Source organism: Priestia sp. RMT2NF4, assembly GCF_047872835.1.
Classification (GTDB): domain Bacteria; phylum Bacillota; class Bacilli; order Bacillales; family Bacillaceae_H; genus Priestia; species Priestia zanthoxyli.
Genome location: NZ_JBLQZO010000001.1, coordinates 1,057,418 through 1,076,059, shown reverse-complemented (window position 1 = coordinate 1,076,059; position 18,642 = coordinate 1,057,418). Strand labels below are relative to the sequence as shown.

Below are 18,642 nucleotides of genomic sequence, written 5' to 3'. Positions count from 1 at the left end.
GCTTTATATAGAATACGAGAATATTTAGGAGGAAATGGAAATGAACATCTTATGGTTTTTCCCTACAGCAGGCGACGGACATTATCTAGGCACAACCGAAGGAAGTAGAACAAGTGATATTCACTACTTAAAGCAAATCGCACACGGGCTGGATTATCTAGGATATGACGGTGCTTTGTTGCCTACTGGTTCAAATTGTGAAGATTCGTGGGTGATTGCATCGGCACTTGCTTCCGTTACGAATCGACTGAAGTTTTTAATTGCACTTCGCCCGGGTGTCATGTCTCCCACACTTTCAGCACGGATGGCTTCGACATTCGATCAAATATCAAACGGCCGACTTATGTTAAATATTGTGACGGGAGGAGATCCCGTGGAACAAGCAACATACGGCAACTATTTAAGCCATGATAAACGCTACGAGTTAACAGATGAATTTTTAACGATTTGGCGAGATGTAATGGAAGGAAAAAAAGTGGACTATAAAGGAGAACATCTTGATGTAACAGGTGCGTACATTCCGTCGCCTCCTGTCCAAAAACCGTATCCTCCGCTGTACTTTGGCGGGTCTTCTCCAGCGGGCAAAGAAGTAGGCGCAAAGCATGCAGATGTATATTTGTTATGGGGAGAGCCTCCTGCAGTGATCAAGACGAAAATTGATGAGATGAAAGAAAAAGCTGCAAAAGAAGGCAGGGACATTCGCTTTGGTATTCGACTGCACGTTATTGTAAGAGAATCGGAAGACGAAGCGTGGGAATCTGCAGATAAATTAATTAAACATGTTAATGATGATACGATCAAAGCGTTTCAAGATAAGTTTGCGTCATTTGACTCCACTGCCCAAAAAATACAGTCAAGTTTGCACAGCGGCACAAAAGATCGAGGTGCGCTGGAGATTGCTCCGAATCTATGGGCTGGAATCGGCTTAGCACGAGAAGGATCTGGAACCGCTCTTGTTGGAAGTCCTGAAATTGTAGCGGATCGGTTAAAAGAGTACAAAGAGCTAGGAATTGATACGTTTATTTTATCAGGATACCCGCATCTAGAAGAAGCATATACGTTTGCTGAGCTAGTATTTCCACATATTCAAAAAGAACGAAGCAAGAGATAATTCTTGCTTCGTTCTTTTTGAACCGTAAAAAAATAAAAACCCCAGTTGACTTATAGGAATTATAGGTGTATTATAAAGATAGTTCATTTAGTCAGAAAATTTGTGATAAAGGGTGAAGAAAATGGAACGTTATGACGTAATTCAAGGCGCAGAATCTTTTTATTATAAAGGCAGCGACATTGGTATACTTGTTTCTCATGGATTTATGGGGACTCCTCAAAGTATGGAATATATCGGAAAAGAATTAGCTAAAAAAGGTTTTACTGTGTACGGTTTGCGACTAACGGGACATGGTACTCACTACTATGATATTGAACAAACAACGTACGAGGAATGGAAGCAGGACTTTTTAAATGGGTATCAGCGTTTGAAGCAAGAATGCCGTCATGTATTTATCTTAGGTCAGTCCATGGGAGGCACTCTCACCTTTCATACAGCAAGCCAAGGATTAGATCTTGACGGAGTTATTGCAATCAATCCGGCTATGACGTCCATTCCTTCAATGGAACCTTACCGCTCTCGTCATACGCCTCGTTATTTAAAAGAAGATCATCCTGATATTAAGGATCCAAACGTACATGAAATTACGTACGACAAAGTACCAGTGCGCTCTATGCGTGAGCTGCTTTCTTTAATGGACGAAACAAAAGAACGCTTATCTTATGTAACATGCCCGGCTTTAGTACTAACATCAACCGTTGATAACGTAGTACCGCCTGAGAATTCAGCTTATATCTTAAACCATATTCAATCAGCAGAAAAAAGACAGTACATGCTTCGAAACTCTTACCATGTTGCGTCGATGGATTTTGATAAAGACACAATTGTTGCACAAACGGCACAGTTTGTACAAGCAACAGTTACCAAAAAAAAAGTGCATGAGCGAATTTTTTAATTTTTAAATTCGCTCCGTTTCTTTTTTACTTCAAGTAAGATAAAATGAATCTTGAATGAAAACAAAGGAGTGTACATACATGATTCATTTAGAATGGAACGATCGTCCAACAATTAAACAAGTAAAATGCATACATACAGATGCAAAAAAATTCGTGGTTGAAAATGTTTTAACAGCAGGAAAAACATATGATGTAAAAAACGAAACAGAAGAATTTTATTTTGTTGTTGATAACACTGGCCAAGTCGGCGGCTTTTATAAAGAATACTTTGAAGGCTAAACAAAAAAATCATCGTCTCGGCGATGATTTTTTTATTGCAATAATTAAATGGAGCTTTTCTTAATGAAAACGAATGAACATACTTTTAAAGAGAAATTCCATATATCTCATCATTTCGAAAAAAAGCTTTATGATAAAAATAGGATGTAAGACCTAAATTCTTCCGTTTCTTGTTCTGATTAAAAGGGTAACTGACTATAAATACCCATGACAACAATTATTTTACAATGTAAAATGAAAGCGACGCTTAACAGAAAAAGGAAAAGAGGAGGTCATACGATGAAAAAGCGTAATACAGCAGCTTTTACATTTTTAGCATGGACAGCTTTTATTACAGCACTATTAGCTATGTTTATAGGAATTTATACCTTAGATGCATCATTACCGGTAAAAGGTTATTATGCTGTTGGAACATTATACTTAACGATGTCCGCTTTTGTGCTTCAAAAAACCATTCGTGATAACGAAGAAGATACGGCGCACGAACGCAAATACGACAAAGCAGAAGAAGAATTGTAGAGCTAAAAAAAGCATTTTTCTAGCTCTTTGAAAAACATCCCCATTTTTGGGAGATGTTTTTTTATATAAAAAAACAGGGAACTTGTCACTCCATGTCGTATTAATAAAGAAGGAGGCGATTGAATTGACACAACTAATGATTAATAACGTAAATTTTCACGTTGATATGTTTGAAGAAAAAATGATTACTGATGCGAATACAGGTGAAGAGTTGAAAAGGCTAAACTTTTCTTTTTCGGTTGTAGGCAAAGCAGCTTATGATAAATATGATGCATTTTTTGAGGATACGTACTTTGAAGTAACAAATATGGAGACAAAAGAAACGCTAACACTAAAAAACATTTCGCATAGCACATTTTATCAGTCACCTGAAATTACAGATCATACAAATATTGTTTTCAGAGTGAAGCTGCAGCAAGAACCTGTTAAAGAAAAAGAACAAGTGAAAAATGAACGTCCAACAGAGAGCACGGTAAATGAAATGCTTTTATCTAGAATAAAGTTTAAGGCTCTTGTCGAAATACTTGAAGAAAAAGGACTTCTAACAGAGAATGAGTTGTATACTAAAATTGAAGAAGTAGCAGAACGAGATTTTGATATTCTTCGAGATGAATTAAGTCATTCTAAAAAAGAGGTAAAAGCGTAAAAATACCCCACTCTGCAGGGGGATTTTTTATTTATATCCATTAATTTATAACCCTTTTGATAAATTATTCATATATTACATCACGATGAAAATAAAAAGGGTGAGGATAATGCCGATTGTTATTAATCATGTAGTGATTCCAAATGTTACAGGAGGAGTCGTTACATTTGGCGACACGTACTATGTTTCTCCAAAAAGTAACAGTAAAACTGCGCAAGGTTCAGGGTCTTCAAATACAGGAATTTGTGTAAATACAAATTCGGGACTTTCTAATACAAATACGCTCGATCCGGATGGTTCTGACCAAAACGGCTTCGGAAACGGATAAGGAAAGAGATGTTTTACTCTTCTTTCTACACGCCTTTTCAGTATTCGTTTTATCCGTATTTTATGCCTTCTTTTGCACGTCCAATTGGATTTGTCGTGTCACCTGATGGAGCGATGGATAACTGGTGGGGCAAAAAACCATCTTGGTGGGGGAAAATCACGCCTTCAGCCGGCGTTTTCCCTCCTGTTACCCAGTATTATACGGGCAGTTTAGTTCCTTATAGTTTAAGGGGCTATTACTAATATAAAAAAGAAGTTCAGATTAAGCCAACTTGTTAGCGCCTATTTCCTAAAAATAGGCGTTTTTTTCCGTTTTACTTGATTCAAAGTTATTTTTGCTGAATAATAAGGAAAAGAGAATTTTTAGAAGTAAGCTGTAAGTAAGGAGATGTTCAATCATGACAGATAAATGGAGAGTTCATAAAATAAAAAGTGATTGTGAACCTTGGCTTTTTTTAGAAGGCTGGGAAAAAGATATTATTGAAACCATTGAATTTGAAAAAAAAGAAGAAGCGCTTCGCTACTACGCGATGATGATTTATGAATTTCATCAAAAATACGCAAGCGTGCGAAGTGATGAACTAGCGCTCTTTAGCTTTTGGAACGAAGGCGAAAAGGAATTTTGCGAAGCCTGTGATGATGACCTTCAAATCTTCCACGGTGTTTTATTCGCTAAAAACGATGAAGTCTATTCATTAGAAGAAGATGAAGAAGGATTAAAAATGCTTCGTACTAAATAAAAACGTCCTGCGGGGCGTTTTTTTTATATAAAAAATGAACGATTTCAATCGCTCAAGCGTCATATAGGTGATGAAACAAAAAGGAGGGGTGACCGCTTTGGAACAAGATGATTTCATCCTTGTCCAAAAAGCATTACAAGGTGATGATGATGCCTTTTCATTATTATTTCAGCGCTATCATTCATTTTTATATAAATACCTTTTAAAGCTGACATTAGATGAGGACTTATGCAGTGAATTGTGTCAGGAAGCAATGATGAAGTGTTACGTGAATCTTTCTTCATACAAAAATGAAGCAAAGTTTTCGACTTGGATGATATCCATTGCTTCAAGACTGTACATGGATTATTTGCGCAAGCAAAAACGTGAAAAAAGCAGTCTTCAGCGAATAAAGCAGGCTTTATCGCATCAGCTTCAGTGGAAAGCTAAATACAAAGGAGTGGAGTGGAGCGAGATGTTTTCCGATTTTAATGAACTCGATTCACGCTTTCGAATTCCTGTCTTGCTTCGACATTATTACGGATATACATACGATGAGATTGCCCATATGCTGAATATGCGAGCAGGAACGGTCAAATCAAGAGTAAATAAAGGAGTAAATATACTGAGAAAGGAGTGGAAAGAATGAGGGAAGAAAATGACAATCAGTCCTTACATTCTTTAAAAAAAGATTGGGAGCAGCTAGAGAGTTTAGCAAGTCATGAACGTATTTCTCTTCGCGTCATTAAAGAGCAACTTCTTATTGAAAAACAAAAGCAGAAAAAGGCTTTTCGAAAAGAGTTATGCTTATTTACATTAACAGCACTTGTTATTTTAACGGTAATGGCAACGGCTATTTTACAAATACCTGCCTTATTTATCGCCATTGAGGTAATTGGCATCATTGTTGCGCCTCTTTCTTTTATCGTTTTTCACTATAAACGAAAAAAGGAGATGTTTTTATAATGAATGAAAAATGGATTATTGTGCTGTTTATTTCACCATTTCTCCTTCTTCAAAGCTTTCTACTTTTTATCAATGCAAAAAAACGCGGCGCCCATCCATGGTTTTGGGGAATATGGGGACTGATTCAAATTCCAATGCCAACGCTTTTTTATTGGTTTTTTATTATTTGGCTTCCAGCACGAAAAAAAAGGGGGATGTAAATGAAGGACATTAACTGGTTGTTAATTGCTCCAATTCTATTCTTACAATTGCTTTTAATGATTCCAGCGTTAATAAGCTGCATAAAGCAAGAAGAGACAAACGGACCAAAATGGTTATGGGGACTCATCATTTTATGTGTAAGTACAGTCGGTCCCGTTTTATATTTTGTTTTAGGACGTAAAAAACAGTGAGGTGGAACGAAGATGTTTATGCAAGTAGAAGGACTGACAAAAACGTACCGTAATATAACCGTTGTAGATAACCTTTCATTTAATCTCGATAAAGGAAAATGTGCAGCATTGTTAGGCCCTAATGGTGCAGGTAAGACGACTACTTTGCATATGATTGCAGGTCTTACTGCACCTAATAAAGGGAAAATTTCTTTTGAAGATAAACAGCATCAAGACGTACGATCATTTATTGGCTTTCTGCCCCAGCATCCTACATTTTTTAATTGGATGACGCCTCAGCAGTATTTAACTTTTTTAGGTCTTTTATCTAACATTTCAAAGAATGTGCTTTCCCAACGAATAGATGAAGTACTTGAAACGGTAGGTTTAAAAGGAAAGGAAAAGCAGAAAATTGCTGGCTTTTCTGGAGGAATGAAACAACGTTTGGGCTTAGCTCAAGCCTTGTTACATAAACCTGAACTGCTAATTTTAGATGAACCCGTTTCGGCTTTGGATCCTGAAGGCAGAAAAGATGTCCTAATGATTATCGAAACATTAAAAAAAGATACGACCATCCTTTTTTCAACTCACATTTTGCATGATGCAGAACAAATATGCGATAACATGATTATGATTAAAAACGGACGCATGAAATGGAATGGAACAAAGAGTTCGCTGCGCCAAGAGTTTGCGGATCCTGCTTTTACGATTGAAACAGAAGAAAGGCTCCCTGCATCATTTAGCAGTCTGCCAAGTGAACAGGTGCTGTTTCATTCTCCTTATAAAGCCACTGTAAGTGTAAAAGATACATCTCAGCAGCAGCTGCTGCTTCAACTGCTTGTTGATCAACAAGCAAATCTTGTTTTATTTGAACGAAAACAGCATTCTCTCGAAGATGTGTATCTAGAGGTGATGAATAAATGAATATATTTGGAGTCTTATTTAAAAAGGAGCTGCATGAATTATTTGCGAACGGCAAAGCAATTTGGCTGCCCATCTCTCTAATTTTGCTAGGCATCACACAGCCTTTAACGAATTATTATATGCCACAAATCATTGACATGGCAGGAAATTTGCCAAAAGGAGCAATTATTCAACTTCCTACGCCCACCGGTCAAGAAGTATTGCAAGGTGTCCTTTCACAATATAGCACAATAGGAATCTTATTGATTGTACTAGCAAGCATGAATATGATTTCAAATGAACGACAAAATCATGCGGCTGTACTTGTTATGATGAGACCGGTGAGCGTCATTCAATACATTATGAGTAAATGGGCTGCGCAAATCGTACTGGTTATTGGCTCAATGTTTATAAGCTATATAGCAGCGTGGTATTATACAAACCTTTTATTTTCACATGTGGATTGGACTCATATGATAGTTAGCTTTCTTTTATACAGCCTGTGGCTGATTTTTATCTTGTCCGTGCTAGTGGCAGCTGGAACCTTTCTTTTACAAAGCGGAGGAATTGCTGGAGTAAGCATTTTGATTATTGCGTCACTTTCATTTTTAAGTACTTTGTTTACGAATCAATTAAAGTGGAGTCCTGCGGCGCTGTCACAATACGCCGGTCGTATACTTGAACAATTGCACTGGTCACAAAGTGTCACCTATACCGTAGTTGTTACATTAGTGAGCTGTTTTCTTCTTTTAATTGCTGCTGTTTATAGATACAAAAAAGTAGAATATGTATAAAAAGACTTCTGAAACGAAGTCTTTTTTCTAAGGAATTAATTTACAAATCCAAGCGATATAAAGAGCAGCGGGGACTAAGAGAATCTGGGCACATACTGTCCCGCATAAACGAGAGATGACGAGTGTACCAACCATTTTATTCATAGATTGCTTAGTCGATTCACCTTTCATTACCTTTTCAGTTAGAATGGCTACTTGCGGATCTACAAACACTGCAAGGGTAATCATCGCTAGTCCGTTAATAAGACCAGAAGACATCAGAATCGATTTAGAAAGAGTAGGCTCGAGCGTAGAAGCATAAAGAGTGGAAAGAACACCTACTGTATAAATGGTCGTAGCCATTAAATTTAAAAGAAGCAATCGCTTGGGCACTCCGCCTATTCGCAGCTGAGACAGCATAATCCACCTAGGACGCTTCACGTGTTTTTTTGCTTTCTCAAGGGTATGTATGGAAGTAATGTTTTTCATCATTTTGGGTACAGATCCTGCTACTTCTAAGTGTGAAATCATGCGAGAGAAGATTGATACAAAGCTAGGAATTAAAAGAGCACCTGCGATTGTCCCAATAGAGGCCGCGAGCAAGATAGTTTGAAGCTGATGAAGTAGAAGGGACAAATCTTCTTTAGACTGGACCGCATCTCCTAATTTGCCGGTCAGCGGAGCTTGCACCATATTAGCTGTTCTTGAAACGATGACAATAATATTAAAAAGAGATAGGGCCACGACTAGTTTTCCAGTTTTCAAGCCCGCGAGTCTCACAGAGTAGGCTAGTGTTTCAATCATGTGAATAATTCCTACAAATACACAAATAATCAGTAATTTTTCCATCATAATAAGTAAGTTCCTTTCTTTGATACACGCACTTCCTTATTATGTATAATTTTGGTTCATTTGTAAATAAAAAGCCGCTTGCTACCAAGAGTAGCAAGCGGCTTTTTATTATCGATGCTGGTTAATATCACGAAGTATATCTTTGCTAGCCTGATAATCTTTTTCCCGTTCTTTTTCCACCTGTAGACGTTTGTCTAGTTTACGGCTATATTCAGCATACCCCACGCCGTGAGAAAGCTGCATGGCCTTTTCCATTTCTGACGTGTACGTTAGGTGAAGTGCGATAATGAATCAATCCTTTCAGCATTTTTCACTTGTGGCACATGTATTGCTGCTCAAGTGTTTCGATGTTTATAATTCTTGAAGTCTTTCTAGAAATCGTTTTCCCTGTCGCTTTGGATCTAAACATAAATGATTAAAATTTCATAACATTCCAGGTAAAAGCCTTTTTTTCTTGCGTAGTATCCCATATAATAGCAGGAACAACGTTTTTAAAGGAGTTATATATGAACAATACAAAACGAGTATGGTTTGATTTACTTTTTTATATCGCTATTCCTTACCTAATATGGAATCAGGGAAAAGACATTATTGGTGATTACTATGCCATTTTGCTTTCAACAGCACCAGCGTTTGTGTATACCATTTATACATTTATTAAAGATCGCCAGTTTAACGTAACAGGATTGTTTATTGTCATTACGCTGCTGGCACGTACCATTATTGATTTAATTTCAGGAAACGCAGCGACGATGTTAAACAATCAAGTATACTTTATGATTGGACTGGCTGTAGTTGTCCTTTTTACCATTGTGATAAAAAAGCCAATTGGTTTGTACTTTTTTGTAGATACGGCGTACTTAATGGGCTATAAGCGAGAAGATTCTCTTAAGCTCTTCCACCAGCCTGATTTATTCAAAATGATGAACTGGCTTACAGTACTGTTCGCAGGTCGCTATGTATTTTTAGCAATTGTAAAATACGTATTGATTCAAAAGTACGGAGTAGAAGGGTACGGGAACATGATTGTATTCCGTCAAGCCGTTACGTGGGCATTCTCCATTTTAATTGCCGTCTACACGTATTTTATCTATAAAAAAATTCAAGATAAAACAGGGATGGATAATCCAATGAATCCAAATGTAAATGAATAAAAGGAGAAGCGTGCGTTTAGCTAACGTACGCTTTTTTTGTTACAAAACAGTGAACAGTGCCCGAAACACTAACATCTCATTTAAAATTAATAGTAAAATAACGCTATTAGAAACGGGATGAAAGTAGGTCAAGAAATGAAACTATTATTAGCATGTCAAAAGCAGCCTTATCGGATCCTAGAAATGATTATGGTGTTTTTCACTTTAATTTTTGTCGTACTGTCGTTTTTTGATTACCGTCAGCTGTTTTTTCTCGTGTTTACCCTTGGAATTGTATTTGCTATTCGAGCGTTTGAAATGCAAGAAGGAGAGAAAAAGACGCAAGGAAACATCTGGCTGCTTGTCGGTGTTGTCATGATTTTGCTAGACATAGTTTTATTTGTTGTATATGCCATTAATCGATCTTAACTAAAAGAAAAAGGCTTCCGTGCAGAGGTTCACCTCTAGCTGCGGAAGCTTTTTTGATTAAGGAATCATCCACGATAATACACTAGATTGTAAAAATGTTAATATGCAGACAATCAGCAGTAAAAATAAGCTGTGCTTCACCGTAAAACGAAGCAGATCGGATTCTTTTCCTGCCAGCCCAACCGCAGCACAGGCGACAGCGATGGACTGCGGTGAAATCATTTTACCGGTTACTCCGCCCGAAGAGTTTGCTGCAAGCGCAAGAAGCGGATCCATTCCAATAGACGTGGCCGTGATTTTTTGCAAATTGCCGAACAATAAGTTGGCTGATGTATCTGATCCTGTAATAAAAACACCAAGCCAGCCGAGTACAGGAGAGAAAAAGGGAAATAACGCGCCTGTTTTAGCCAATAGCAGTCCTAATGTTGTACTCATTCCAGAAGCATTTGTCACGTAAGCAAATGCCACAACGGACATAATCGTAAGCAGCGGCAGCACTAATTCTTTACACGTCTCGTTAAACGTAATAAACCATTCTTTCCAAGAGATGTTGACGATAAATTTTGTGACAACAGCAGACAACAGGATAGCTGTGCCCGCAGCGCCTAGTAATTCTAACTTATACACTGCCGCAATTGGTTCTCCATTTCCATTTAAAATTAAATTATTTAACCAAGGTACTTCTGGCATAAACGTTAAATAATGTCCGACGGAATTGATAGCGCTCAAAAAAGCGTTAGTTCCTTCATAATGTCCCGTCAGAGCGGTTTTAATTTGAGGAATTCCCCATATGGAAATAAAGATCGTTAAAATTAAAAAAGGTGACCACGCCTTTGCAATTTGAGCCCCCGTGAATGCGGGCTGACCTTGAGTTTCTCTTGGCTCAGCCGAAGCGGAAGCTACTTCATGTGCTGCTTTTTCAGATTGAAAGCGAAACGTTGTTTTCGGTTTCCAGAATTTTAAGAAAATAGCGAGCGCAAAAAGTGAAACGAGTGCCGATAAAATATCGGGAAGTTCAGGTCCTAAAAAGTTAGAGCTGACAAACTGTGTAAGAGCAAAAGAGACGCCGGATACTAAAATAGCAGGGAGTACTTCTACTGTTTTCTTAAATCCAGCCATTACAAAAACCAAATATAGCGGAATAAATACAGAAATAAAAGGAAGCTGGCGGCCTACCATTTTAGAGATTTCCATTGCCGCTACTCCAGTAGGACCCTCCATAGCCGTGATAGGAATACCGATTGCACCAAAAGCAACGGGTGCTGTATTTGCTAATAAACATAAGCCCGCGGCATACAGCGGATTAAAACCTAGGCCTACCAGCAAAGCTGCTGAAATCGCAACAGGTGCGCCAAAACCAGCAGCACCTTCAAGAAAAGCCCCAAACGAAAAAGCAACCAACAAAGCTTGAAGTCTGCGATCTTCTGTAATAGATACGACAGAGGTACGAATAATATCAAACTGACCGGTTTTTACAGTTAGTTTGTAAAGAAAAACGGATGTAATGATAATCCATCCAATCGGCAGTATACCGTATACAGCTCCTTGACTAGCTGACATAAAAACCATGCTAGCCGGCATTTTATAGGCAAGCATCGCAACGGCAAGTGCGACCAGTAAGGTTGTAATCCCAGCCATATAACCTTTCATTCGTTTAATAGCCAGAGCCCAAAAGAAGTAAAGAATAGGAATCAAAGCGATTAATGAAGACCAAATGACGCTGTTTCCTACAGGAGTGAACTGCTGTGTCCATGTCATAACTAACACCTCATTTTCAAATTAGTGAACTACGAATTTAGTAAAACGAAACCATTAAAACTACGATGATAAGGTCATCTGATGACTTATGTAAAAATGAATTCGCTTACATTATATTCTAATACTTTCGTGATAGGCAAGTACTAAAAGAAACTTTTTTTCTAAAGAACGGACATTTTTTTGTTGATAAGAAGAAAATACTGGTTGAAAATCCCAAGAATAGGTGATTAAATGATTGTAAGCGCTTAAAATATATCTTTTCATCTATTCTACTAATTATTCTTCTTATTAATCTACTACTTTCAGTCGTATTATACATGGCACTTCTGTATGTTATTAGTGAAACGTTGTTTGCTATTACAAAACGAGAGGAGTCAATTTATTGAGTACGTTAGAACTTCCAGGTCATTTAAAATCCATTTTATCTCATCCTTCCACACTTGAAGAACAGCATATGAATCACTTCCTTGGAAATAACGGGTCCGTGCATGTTAAGCCAACTTCAGAACAAGAAATAGCAGCCGTTTTAAGGTATGCGGCGGAACACGGAAAAAAAGTCGTCATTGAAGGGAACGGTACCAAAAAAGGCTTTGGCGGGCTTATAGACACAGCAGATCTTTTGCTTTCGCTGACTGAATACAGCGGAATTGTTGAACATACAGTAGGCGATATGACGGTTACTGTAAAAGCTGGTACGCCGTTTGGAGAGCTGCAAACGTATTTAAAAACGTACAATCAGCAAGTTTCACTTGATCCAGCTCTAGGAGACTACGCTACAATCGGCGGAGTTATTGCAGCGAATGAAAGTGGCCCAAAGCGCTTGTCTTATGGATCAGCTCGAGATGCAGTAATCGGTATGAGAGTCGTATATTCAGATGGAACCATTGTTCGTTCAGGGGGAAAAGTCGTCAAGAACGTGGCTGGCTATGATATGAATAAGCTGTTTATTGGTTCAATGGGAACGCTCGGCGTTATATCCGAAATAACGTTAAAGCTGCGTCCGCTGCCCAAGTATCAAAGCGTTCTTTTTCTTTCTTTTTCAACAGGCAATATCGAAGAAGTTCATGCGTTTGTTAGCAAAGTCTTAGACTCCATGATAGAGCCCGTTTCCTTGGAATTATTAAATCCTTCTCTAGCTGAAGATGTAATAGGGCAGCATCTGTTTACGCTTGTAATCAGCTTTGAAGATGTGGAAAGTTCCGTTCATTATCAAGAGAATTACATCAAAAGCATTCAGCCGTCTGATACGATTTTAAAAGTGCTTCATGAAAAAGAAGCCGAAGTATTTTGGGGATTTTTTAGTAACATTAGTCCAAATGGTGCATGCTGTTCTTCCGAAGAGGAAACGGAAGCCACTTTAAAAGTCGGTGTACCAAATATGAATGTACTTGACGTGATAAACAAAAGTACTGCTTTAAAAACATCCCTTCCCATGCTGGTAAAAGCACATGGAGGAGTTGGACACGGTCTTTGCTCAGTCTACATAAAGGGCTCAGAAGAAGCCATTCTTTCCGTTATCACTTCATTTACTGAAACGGCTAAAACGTACGGAGGATATGTGGTCGTTAAACATTTGCCTTTTATACTGCGTCAAAAAGTAAATGTGTGGGGGGAAAAACCTTCTCATTTTCCGTTACTAGCAGGAATTAAAGCAAAGGTGGACGCTAAAAATGTGCTTAACTATAAACGATTTATAGGAGGAATCTAAGTGAATTCAGCGAAAGCGGATATCAAAGATGCTCCATGTCAAAGCGTTAGCAATTATTTGTGGAAAGACGCGCCAGACGAAAAAAAATGGGCGGATTGTGTACACTGCGGAATGTGCTTGGAGTCTTGTCCTACTTACGAAATAACGGGGCAAGAACAGCATTCACCAAGAGGACGCGTGCACCTTATCAAATCGGTAGCAGAAGGAAAGATAAGCGTGAATGAACAGTTTACAGATCCTGTATTTGCTTGTTTGGACTGCCGTGCCTGTACAACTGCTTGTCCTGCAAATGTAGACGTTGGCGGACTCATTGAAGAAGCTCGCGGCCAAATTCGTCAGGCGATGCCTTTGACGGGATGGAAAGGAATGATTAGCAAGTTTTTTCTAAAAGAACTTTTTCCTCATTCTCATCGCTTAGAAGCTGCAGGAAGTCTATTGAAGCTGTATCAAAAAAGCGGAATGCAAAAAATGATGCGCACAACAGGCATGTTAAATATGATGCCAACACATCTAACAGAAATGGAACATGTAATGCCTAAAATTACCCGTTCTGTTCGAAAAAAATATAAAAAAGAACGCGTTCTAAAAGCAAAAGCCGAAAGAAAAGCCGAAGTTGCTTTTTTAACGGGCTGCATTATGGACGTCATGTTCAGTGATATTAACGAAGCGACTCTTAATGTATTAAGAAGAAACGGAAACGACGTTGTTATTCCTCATTCTCAGACGTGCTGTGGTGCTTTGCACGTTCATGCAGGAGACCGAGACATGGGAAGGCAGCTTGCCAAAAAAAATATAGAGGCGTTTCAGCATGCCGATACCATTATTGTAAACGCTGCGGGATGCGGCTGCATGTTAAAAGAGTATCCTGAACTATTTAGAGAAGAAGAGCAAGAGTGGCTTGAAAAAGCCGAAGTCTTTGCTAAAAAAGTCCAGGATATTTCAAAATACCTTCACGATACGGGATATCGCCCTCCGCAGGCGAAGCTGCATACGCGCATTACGTATCACGACGCTTGTCATTTAGCTCATGGTCAAGGAGTTAGAGAAGAACCAAGAGATATTTTGCTTTCTATTCCGGGAGTTGAAATGGTTCATATGGCTAACGCAGACAGATGCTGTGGAAGCGCAGGAATTTATAATTTAACAAACCCTGACATGGCGGGAGCCGTGCTTCAAAATAAAATGGAAAATGTGCCCCCTGACGTAGAAATGATTTCAATGGGAAACCCAGGATGTATGCTGCAGATGGCAGTAGGAGTGAAAAAATATGGACGAAGTCAGCAAATTGTTCACACGGTACAGCTTTTGGAGTGGGCCTATCAAAAAGAAGAGGAGGAAGCGCATCGTGTTGAAGAAAAATAGAATAAAAGATCTTCACGTGAAAAATCTTTCTCAACTAGTAGATGCTCATTCTATTTTGTATCACAAAGAAGATTTACTTGCGTACGACTGCGATGGGTTTACTATTCACAGACACTTGCCTAAAGCGGTGTTATTTCCTAAAAATACGAAAGAAGTTTCTAGCATTGTTAAATACTGCAATGAACATGACTTGCCTTTTCTTGCAAGAGGAGCAGGCACAGGACTGAGCGGAGGAGCGATTCCGCTTAATAACGAAGTGATTATTAGTTTAGTAAAAATGAAGCGGCTGCTTAGCGTCGACTATGAAAACAGACGTGCCGTTGTAGAGCCCGGATTTATTAATCTTAAGTTAACTAATTCAATCTCTGAAAAAGGATATTATTATGCACCCGATCCTTCGAGTCAGTATTGCTGCACCATTGGTGGAAATGTAGCGGAAAACGCGGGAGGGGCACACTGTCTAAAATATGGCGTAACTACCAACCATATTTTAGGGCTAGAGGTGGTGCTTCCAAATGGAGATGTGATTGAACTTGGCAAGCAAGGTATTCCAGATGAACCGGGATATGATTTATTAGGACTTTTAACAGGATCAGAAGGGACGTTAGGAATCGTTACAAAAATTACGGTGCGCATTTTGAAAAACCCCGAAGCCAAACAAACGGTACTTGCCTATTTCGACCGCGTAGAAGACTGCAGTCAAGCGGTATCCGACATTATATCAGCCGGCATTGTGCCCGCTGCGCTTGAAATGATGGATAAAACCGCCATTGAAGGAGTGGAAGCTGCTGCGTTTCCAGTCGGACACCCTAGAGATATTGAAGCTCTTTTATTAATTGAAGTAGACGGCATTTCAGCCGGTATCGAAGAGCAAATTCTACGTATTTTAGACGTATGTAAAAAACAAAACGTACGGGAAGTGAAAGTAGCTGAAAGTGAAGAAGAGCGCGCCAGGTGGTGGGCAAATCGCAAAACAGGATTTGGAGCGATGGGAGCTATATCCCCTGACTACCTCGTACAAGACGGCGTTATTCCAAGAAGTAAACTGCCTCAAGTGCTGAAGCGAATCAACAAAATTAGCGAAGAATCTGGCCTTCGCATTGCCAATATTTTTCACGCTGGAGACGGGAACTTGCATCCGCTTGTATTATTTGATGCTAGAAAGCCGGGGGAAACTGAAAAAGCACTCGAAGCCGGAAGCGCATGTTTGCAAGTATGTGCAGAAGTAGGAGGAACGATTACCGGCGAACACGGCGTGGGCATTGAAAAAAAAGAAGAAATGCGATTTGTTTTTAATGAAGATGAAATTCAAGCACAAACGAATATACGAGAAGTATTTAATCCTAAAAATCTATTAAATGCAGGAAAGCTTTTTCCAAGTCCCAGCCGCTGCGCTGAAGTCAAGAAAGAAAAGAAAAAAGTGGGTTATTTTTAGAAAATTCTTGAAAATACATTCGCTCGATGATATGATTTTTTTAACAAAAATAAAACGCTGTTTTGTAATAAGAAACAGTACCGCATATGTTCGTCTTAACCATTTTGGCAAAAAGAATTGAAAGCGCGTCCAAATTTAAAAATGTAAAGAAGTAAGAGGAGGAAACAGACGGTGACAAACTACAAACAAGTTGGAAATCTGAAAGTAGCTCCAGTTCTCTATCAATTTATTAATGAGGAAGCTCTCCCGGGCAGCGGCCTAAGTACAGAAAATTTTTGGTCTGATTTTGAAGCGTTAGTAACTGAGTTAACACCCGTAAATAAACGTTTGTTAGAAAAGCGTGATCAGCTTCAAGCTCAAATTAATGCATGGCATCAAGAAAATCCTGACGGTGACTTTAACGAATACAAATCGTTTTTAACGAGAATTGGCTATTTAGAAGACAAGGCAGAAGATTTTCTTATTGGTACAGAAGGAGTAGACAGCGAAATTGCCTATCAAGCGGGACCACAGCTTGTGGTACCAGTGAATAACGCTCGGTATGCTATTAACGCTGCTAATGCACGCTGGGGTAGTCTCTATGATGCACTTTACGGCACTGATGCAATCAGTGAAGAAAATGGAGCTTCGCGCACGAGTTCTTATAATCCAATTCGAGGAGAAAAAGTTATTGCGTTTGCAAAGAATTTTCTTGATGAAGTTATTCCGCTCGTTCAGTCTTCTCATGCAGAAGTGGTTCAGTACAGTCTTGAAAATGGAAAGCTTGTTGCTCAATTAAACGATGGCAGTTTAACAGAGTTACAGGAAGAAGATAAATTTGTAGGGTATCAAGGGGAAGAAGAAAGCCCTGATGCTCTTTTATTCAAAAACAACGGCCTGCATTTTGAAGTTCAAATTGATCGTACGGATTCGATTGGTAAAACAGACGATGCGGGTGTAAAAGATATTTTAATGGAAGCAGCTCTTACGACGATTATGGACTGTGAAGATTCAGTAGCGGCAGTAGACGCAGAAGACAAAGTAGACGTTTACCGCAACTGGCTGGGATTAATGAAAGGTGATTTGACGTCTACTTTTAAAAAAGGAAGTCAAAACATGACAAGGCGTTTAAATCCAGACCGTACCTATATTTCTCCCCACAAGGAAAAGATTTCACTGTCTGGCCGTTCGCTTATGTTTGTTCGAAACGTTGGGCATTTAATGACAAACAGCGCTGTTTTAGATCGAAATGGCAAAGAAATCTATGAAGGTATTTTAGACAGCGTGATTACTAGTTTAATTGCCAAACACACCTTGCTTAAAAACGGTACGTATCAAAATTCTAAAAAGAGCTCTATCTATATCGTTAAACCGAAAATGCACGGCTCCAAAGAAGTGGCTTTTGCCAACACGTTATTTAATTCAATTGAAGATATGCTAGGGCTTGAGCGTCATACGATTAAAATTGGCGTAATGGACGAAGAGCGCCGCACAACGCTTAATTTAAAAGCGTGCATCAAAGAAGTAAAAGACCGAGTGGCGTTTATTAATACTGGATTTTTGGATCGAACAGGTGACGAAATTCACACTTCTATGGAAGCAGGAGCTGTTATTCGTAAAAATGATATGAAGGCGTCTAAATGGCTTCAAGGCTACGAGCAGTCTAATGTAAATGTAGGGTTAGCAAGCGGGTTCCAAGGCCGCGCTCAAATCGGAAAAGGAATGTGGGCAATGCCGGATATGATGGCCGAAATGCTGAAACAAAAAGTGGGGCATTTAAAAGCAGGAGCGAATACGGCATGGGTGCCTTCACCAACCGCAGCAACGCTTCATGCTCTTCACTATCATCAAATTGATGTAAGAGATGTTCAAAACGAATTGCTTACTAAGTCCACTGATTTACAAGATGACATTTTGCAAATTCCTGTGGCCGAAAAACCAAATTGGAGCAAAGATGAAATCCAGCAGGAGCTAGACAACAACGCTCAAGGAATACTCGGCTATGTAGTAAGATGGGTCGACCAAGGAGTAGGGTGCTCAAAAGTACCGGATATTAATAATGTAGGGCTAATGGAAGACCGGGCAACGCTTCGTATTTCCAGTCAGCACGTAGCCAACTGGCTTCATCATGGGATTTGTACAAAAGAACAAGTAACGGAAACGCTAAAGCGAATGGCAAAAGTAGTGGATCAACAAAATGAAAATGATCCTCTGTATCAGCCAATGTCATCGAACTACAGCGCATCCATTGCTTTTCAGGCAGCCTGCGATTTAGTATTTCAAGGCTATGATCAGCCAAACGGCTATACGGAGCCCATTTTACACCGCCGTCGTATCGAAGCAAAGGCAAAAGCAGCTATAAAACAGTAAAAAAACGGCCTGTCAGCATAGAGATGGCAGGCTGTACTTACATCTTAAGAACCTGACTACCTACGATCCTTATTAAAACAAAGCAAATGGGAAAAGGAGTTATGTC

At 39.1% G+C, this 18,642-nt stretch carries 23 protein-coding genes; 20 read left to right on the top strand and 3 right to left on the bottom strand.

Annotation, left to right across the window (positions count from 1 at the left end; all coding sequences use genetic code 11):
* Nucleotides 1-40 precede the first annotated feature (40 nt).
* The 14 genes from ssuD to ACMX9J_RS05435 all read left to right on the top strand — a co-directional run bounded on the left by ssuD (nt 41) and on the right by ACMX9J_RS05435 (nt 7,531).
* Nucleotides 41-1,111 carry an FMNH2-dependent alkanesulfonate monooxygenase gene (gene ssuD, locus ACMX9J_RS05500; RefSeq protein WP_416225516.1) on the top strand — a complete coding sequence of 357 codons (1,071 nt, stop codon included), beginning with the start codon at nt 41-43 and terminating at the stop codon, nt 1,109-1,111.
* A gap of 121 nt (nt 1,112-1,232) precedes the next feature.
* Nucleotides 1,233-2,006: an alpha/beta hydrolase gene (locus ACMX9J_RS05495; RefSeq protein ID WP_416225515.1), complete on the top strand. Its 774-nt coding sequence runs from the start codon at nt 1,233-1,235 to the stop codon at nt 2,004-2,006.
* Between the two features lie 79 nt (nt 2,007-2,085).
* Nucleotides 2,086-2,286, top strand: coding sequence for a DUF6501 family protein (locus tag ACMX9J_RS05490; protein ID WP_013057578.1), 201 nt, complete (start codon nt 2,086-2,088; stop codon nt 2,284-2,286).
* A gap of 279 nt (nt 2,287-2,565) precedes the next feature.
* Entirely contained in the window at nt 2,566-2,805 is a 240-nt protein-coding gene (locus ACMX9J_RS05485; RefSeq protein ID WP_013057577.1) for a YiaA/YiaB family inner membrane protein, read from the top strand.
* 124 nt (nt 2,806-2,929) lie between these two features.
* Nucleotides 2,930-3,451 carry a hypothetical protein gene (locus ACMX9J_RS05480; protein WP_416225514.1) on the top strand — a complete coding sequence of 174 codons (522 nt, stop codon included), beginning with the start codon at nt 2,930-2,932 and terminating at the stop codon, nt 3,449-3,451.
* A gap of 109 nt (nt 3,452-3,560) precedes the next feature.
* Nucleotides 3,561-3,779, top strand: a complete 219-nt coding sequence (locus ACMX9J_RS05475) for a spore germination protein (RefSeq protein ID WP_013083687.1) — start codon at nt 3,561-3,563, stop codon at nt 3,777-3,779.
* Between the two features lie 8 nt (nt 3,780-3,787).
* Nucleotides 3,788-4,021, top strand: coding sequence for a hypothetical protein (locus ACMX9J_RS05470; RefSeq protein WP_028412882.1), 234 nt, complete (start codon nt 3,788-3,790; stop codon nt 4,019-4,021).
* 155 nt (nt 4,022-4,176) lie between these two features.
* Complete coding sequence (locus ACMX9J_RS05465) at nt 4,177-4,518, top strand: DUF1033 family protein (protein ID WP_013057574.1); 342 nt, start codon at nt 4,177-4,179, stop codon at nt 4,516-4,518.
* Between the two features lie 97 nt (nt 4,519-4,615).
* A complete protein-coding gene (sigY, locus tag ACMX9J_RS05460; protein ID WP_033579389.1) occupies nt 4,616-5,146 on the top strand; it encodes an RNA polymerase sigma factor SigY in 531 nt (176 codons plus the stop codon).
* The gene (locus ACMX9J_RS05455; protein ID WP_335707269.1) at nt 5,143-5,463 is read left to right on the top strand and encodes a YxlC family protein; all 321 of its coding nucleotides are present in this window, start codon (nt 5,143-5,145) and stop codon (nt 5,461-5,463) included. Before sigY ends, ACMX9J_RS05455 begins: the two co-directional genes overlap by 4 nt.
* Entirely contained in the window at nt 5,463-5,663 is a 201-nt protein-coding gene (locus ACMX9J_RS05450) for a hypothetical protein (RefSeq protein ID WP_033579387.1), read from the top strand. Before ACMX9J_RS05455 ends, ACMX9J_RS05450 begins: the two co-directional genes overlap by 1 nt.
* A complete protein-coding gene (locus tag ACMX9J_RS05445; RefSeq protein WP_013057569.1) occupies nt 5,664-5,855 on the top strand; it encodes a PLD nuclease N-terminal domain-containing protein in 192 nt (63 codons plus the stop codon).
* 12 nt (nt 5,856-5,867) lie between these two features.
* Nucleotides 5,868-6,758 (top strand): ABC transporter ATP-binding protein, encoded by an 891-nt coding sequence (locus tag ACMX9J_RS05440; RefSeq protein ID WP_048019062.1) that lies wholly within the window; start codon nt 5,868-5,870, stop codon nt 6,756-6,758.
* Complete coding sequence (locus ACMX9J_RS05435) at nt 6,755-7,531, top strand: ABC transporter permease (RefSeq protein ID WP_028412887.1); 777 nt, start codon at nt 6,755-6,757, stop codon at nt 7,529-7,531. The genes ACMX9J_RS05440 and ACMX9J_RS05435 overlap by 4 nt, the downstream gene beginning before the upstream one ends.
* A gap of 27 nt (nt 7,532-7,558) precedes the next feature.
* Here the strand turns inward: ACMX9J_RS05435 and ACMX9J_RS05430 are convergent, their stop codons facing one another.
* The gene (locus ACMX9J_RS05430; RefSeq protein ID WP_049165218.1) at nt 7,559-8,362 is read right to left on the bottom strand and encodes a lipid II flippase Amj family protein; all 804 of its coding nucleotides are present in this window, start codon (nt 8,360-8,362) and stop codon (nt 7,559-7,561) included.
* Nucleotides 8,363-8,470: 108 nt separating this feature from the next.
* A complete protein-coding gene (locus ACMX9J_RS05425) occupies nt 8,471-8,617 on the bottom strand; it encodes a hypothetical protein (RefSeq protein ID WP_014459567.1) in 147 nt (48 codons plus the stop codon).
* A 251-nt stretch (nt 8,618-8,868) separates the two neighbouring features.
* On the opposite strand from ACMX9J_RS05425, the gene ACMX9J_RS05420 reads away from it, so the two are divergent.
* Nucleotides 8,869-9,516 (top strand): VC0807 family protein, encoded by a 648-nt coding sequence (locus ACMX9J_RS05420; protein ID WP_013057564.1) that lies wholly within the window; start codon nt 8,869-8,871, stop codon nt 9,514-9,516.
* A 135-nt stretch (nt 9,517-9,651) separates the two neighbouring features.
* Complete coding sequence (locus ACMX9J_RS05415) at nt 9,652-9,924, top strand: hypothetical protein (RefSeq protein WP_223260190.1); 273 nt, start codon at nt 9,652-9,654, stop codon at nt 9,922-9,924.
* A 57-nt stretch (nt 9,925-9,981) separates the two neighbouring features.
* On the opposite strand, the gene ACMX9J_RS05410 is transcribed toward ACMX9J_RS05415, so the two are convergent.
* Nucleotides 9,982-11,682, bottom strand: coding sequence for an L-lactate permease (locus ACMX9J_RS05410; RefSeq protein ID WP_416225513.1), 1,701 nt, complete (start codon nt 11,680-11,682; stop codon nt 9,982-9,984).
* Nucleotides 11,683-12,064: 382 nt separating this feature from the next.
* Here ACMX9J_RS05410 and ACMX9J_RS05405 point away from each other — a divergent pair, with 382 nt between their 5' ends.
* The 4 genes from ACMX9J_RS05405 to ACMX9J_RS05390 all read left to right on the top strand — a co-directional run bounded on the left by ACMX9J_RS05405 (nt 12,065) and on the right by ACMX9J_RS05390 (nt 18,536).
* Nucleotides 12,065-13,390 carry an FAD-binding oxidoreductase gene (locus tag ACMX9J_RS05405; protein ID WP_049165207.1) on the top strand — a complete coding sequence of 442 codons (1,326 nt, stop codon included), beginning with the start codon at nt 12,065-12,067 and terminating at the stop codon, nt 13,388-13,390.
* Nucleotides 13,391-14,752, top strand: coding sequence for a (Fe-S)-binding protein (locus ACMX9J_RS05400; protein ID WP_416225512.1), 1,362 nt, complete (start codon nt 13,391-13,393; stop codon nt 14,750-14,752).
* A complete protein-coding gene (locus tag ACMX9J_RS05395; protein WP_416225511.1) occupies nt 14,736-16,187 on the top strand; it encodes an FAD-linked oxidase C-terminal domain-containing protein in 1,452 nt (483 codons plus the stop codon). The genes ACMX9J_RS05400 and ACMX9J_RS05395 overlap by 17 nt, the downstream gene beginning before the upstream one ends.
* Nucleotides 16,188-16,358: 171 nt before the next feature.
* The gene (locus tag ACMX9J_RS05390; protein WP_416225510.1) at nt 16,359-18,536 is read left to right on the top strand and encodes a malate synthase G; all 2,178 of its coding nucleotides are present in this window, start codon (nt 16,359-16,361) and stop codon (nt 18,534-18,536) included.
* Nucleotides 18,537-18,642: the final 106 nt, after the last annotated feature.

Excerpts from the sequence above, each read along its gene's own strand:
- ssuD (WP_416225516.1), top strand. The coding sequence starts at position 41 with ATGAACATCTTATGGTTTTTCCCTACAGCAGGCGACGGACATTATCTA.
- ACMX9J_RS05495 (WP_416225515.1), top strand. The coding sequence starts at position 1,233 with ATGGAACGTTATGACGTAATTCAAGGCGCAGAATCTTTTTATTATAAA.
- ACMX9J_RS05490 (WP_013057578.1), top strand. The coding sequence starts at position 2,086 with ATGATTCATTTAGAATGGAACGATCGTCCAACAATTAAACAAGTAAAA.
- ACMX9J_RS05485 (WP_013057577.1), top strand. The coding sequence starts at position 2,566 with ATGAAAAAGCGTAATACAGCAGCTTTTACATTTTTAGCATGGACAGCT.
- ACMX9J_RS05475 (WP_013083687.1), top strand. The coding sequence starts at position 3,561 with ATGCCGATTGTTATTAATCATGTAGTGATTCCAAATGTTACAGGAGGA.
- ACMX9J_RS05470 (WP_028412882.1), top strand. The coding sequence starts at position 3,788 with ATGTTTTACTCTTCTTTCTACACGCCTTTTCAGTATTCGTTTTATCCG.
- ACMX9J_RS05465 (WP_013057574.1), top strand. The coding sequence starts at position 4,177 with ATGACAGATAAATGGAGAGTTCATAAAATAAAAAGTGATTGTGAACCT.
- ACMX9J_RS05455 (WP_335707269.1), top strand. The coding sequence starts at position 5,143 with ATGAGGGAAGAAAATGACAATCAGTCCTTACATTCTTTAAAAAAAGAT.
- ACMX9J_RS05450 (WP_033579387.1), top strand. The coding sequence starts at position 5,463 with ATGAATGAAAAATGGATTATTGTGCTGTTTATTTCACCATTTCTCCTT.
- ACMX9J_RS05445 (WP_013057569.1), top strand. The coding sequence starts at position 5,664 with ATGAAGGACATTAACTGGTTGTTAATTGCTCCAATTCTATTCTTACAA.
- ACMX9J_RS05440 (WP_048019062.1), top strand. The coding sequence starts at position 5,868 with ATGTTTATGCAAGTAGAAGGACTGACAAAAACGTACCGTAATATAACC.
- ACMX9J_RS05435 (WP_028412887.1), top strand. The coding sequence starts at position 6,755 with ATGAATATATTTGGAGTCTTATTTAAAAAGGAGCTGCATGAATTATTT.
- ACMX9J_RS05430 (WP_049165218.1), bottom strand. The coding sequence starts at position 8,362 with ATGATGGAAAAATTACTGATTATTTGTGTATTTGTAGGAATTATTCAC.
- ACMX9J_RS05425 (WP_014459567.1), bottom strand. The coding sequence starts at position 8,617 with ATGGAAAAGGCCATGCAGCTTTCTCACGGCGTGGGGTATGCTGAATAT.
- ACMX9J_RS05420 (WP_013057564.1), top strand. The coding sequence starts at position 8,869 with ATGAACAATACAAAACGAGTATGGTTTGATTTACTTTTTTATATCGCT.
- ACMX9J_RS05415 (WP_223260190.1), top strand. The coding sequence starts at position 9,652 with ATGAAACTATTATTAGCATGTCAAAAGCAGCCTTATCGGATCCTAGAA.
- ACMX9J_RS05410 (WP_416225513.1), bottom strand. The coding sequence starts at position 11,682 with ATGACATGGACACAGCAGTTCACTCCTGTAGGAAACAGCGTCATTTGG.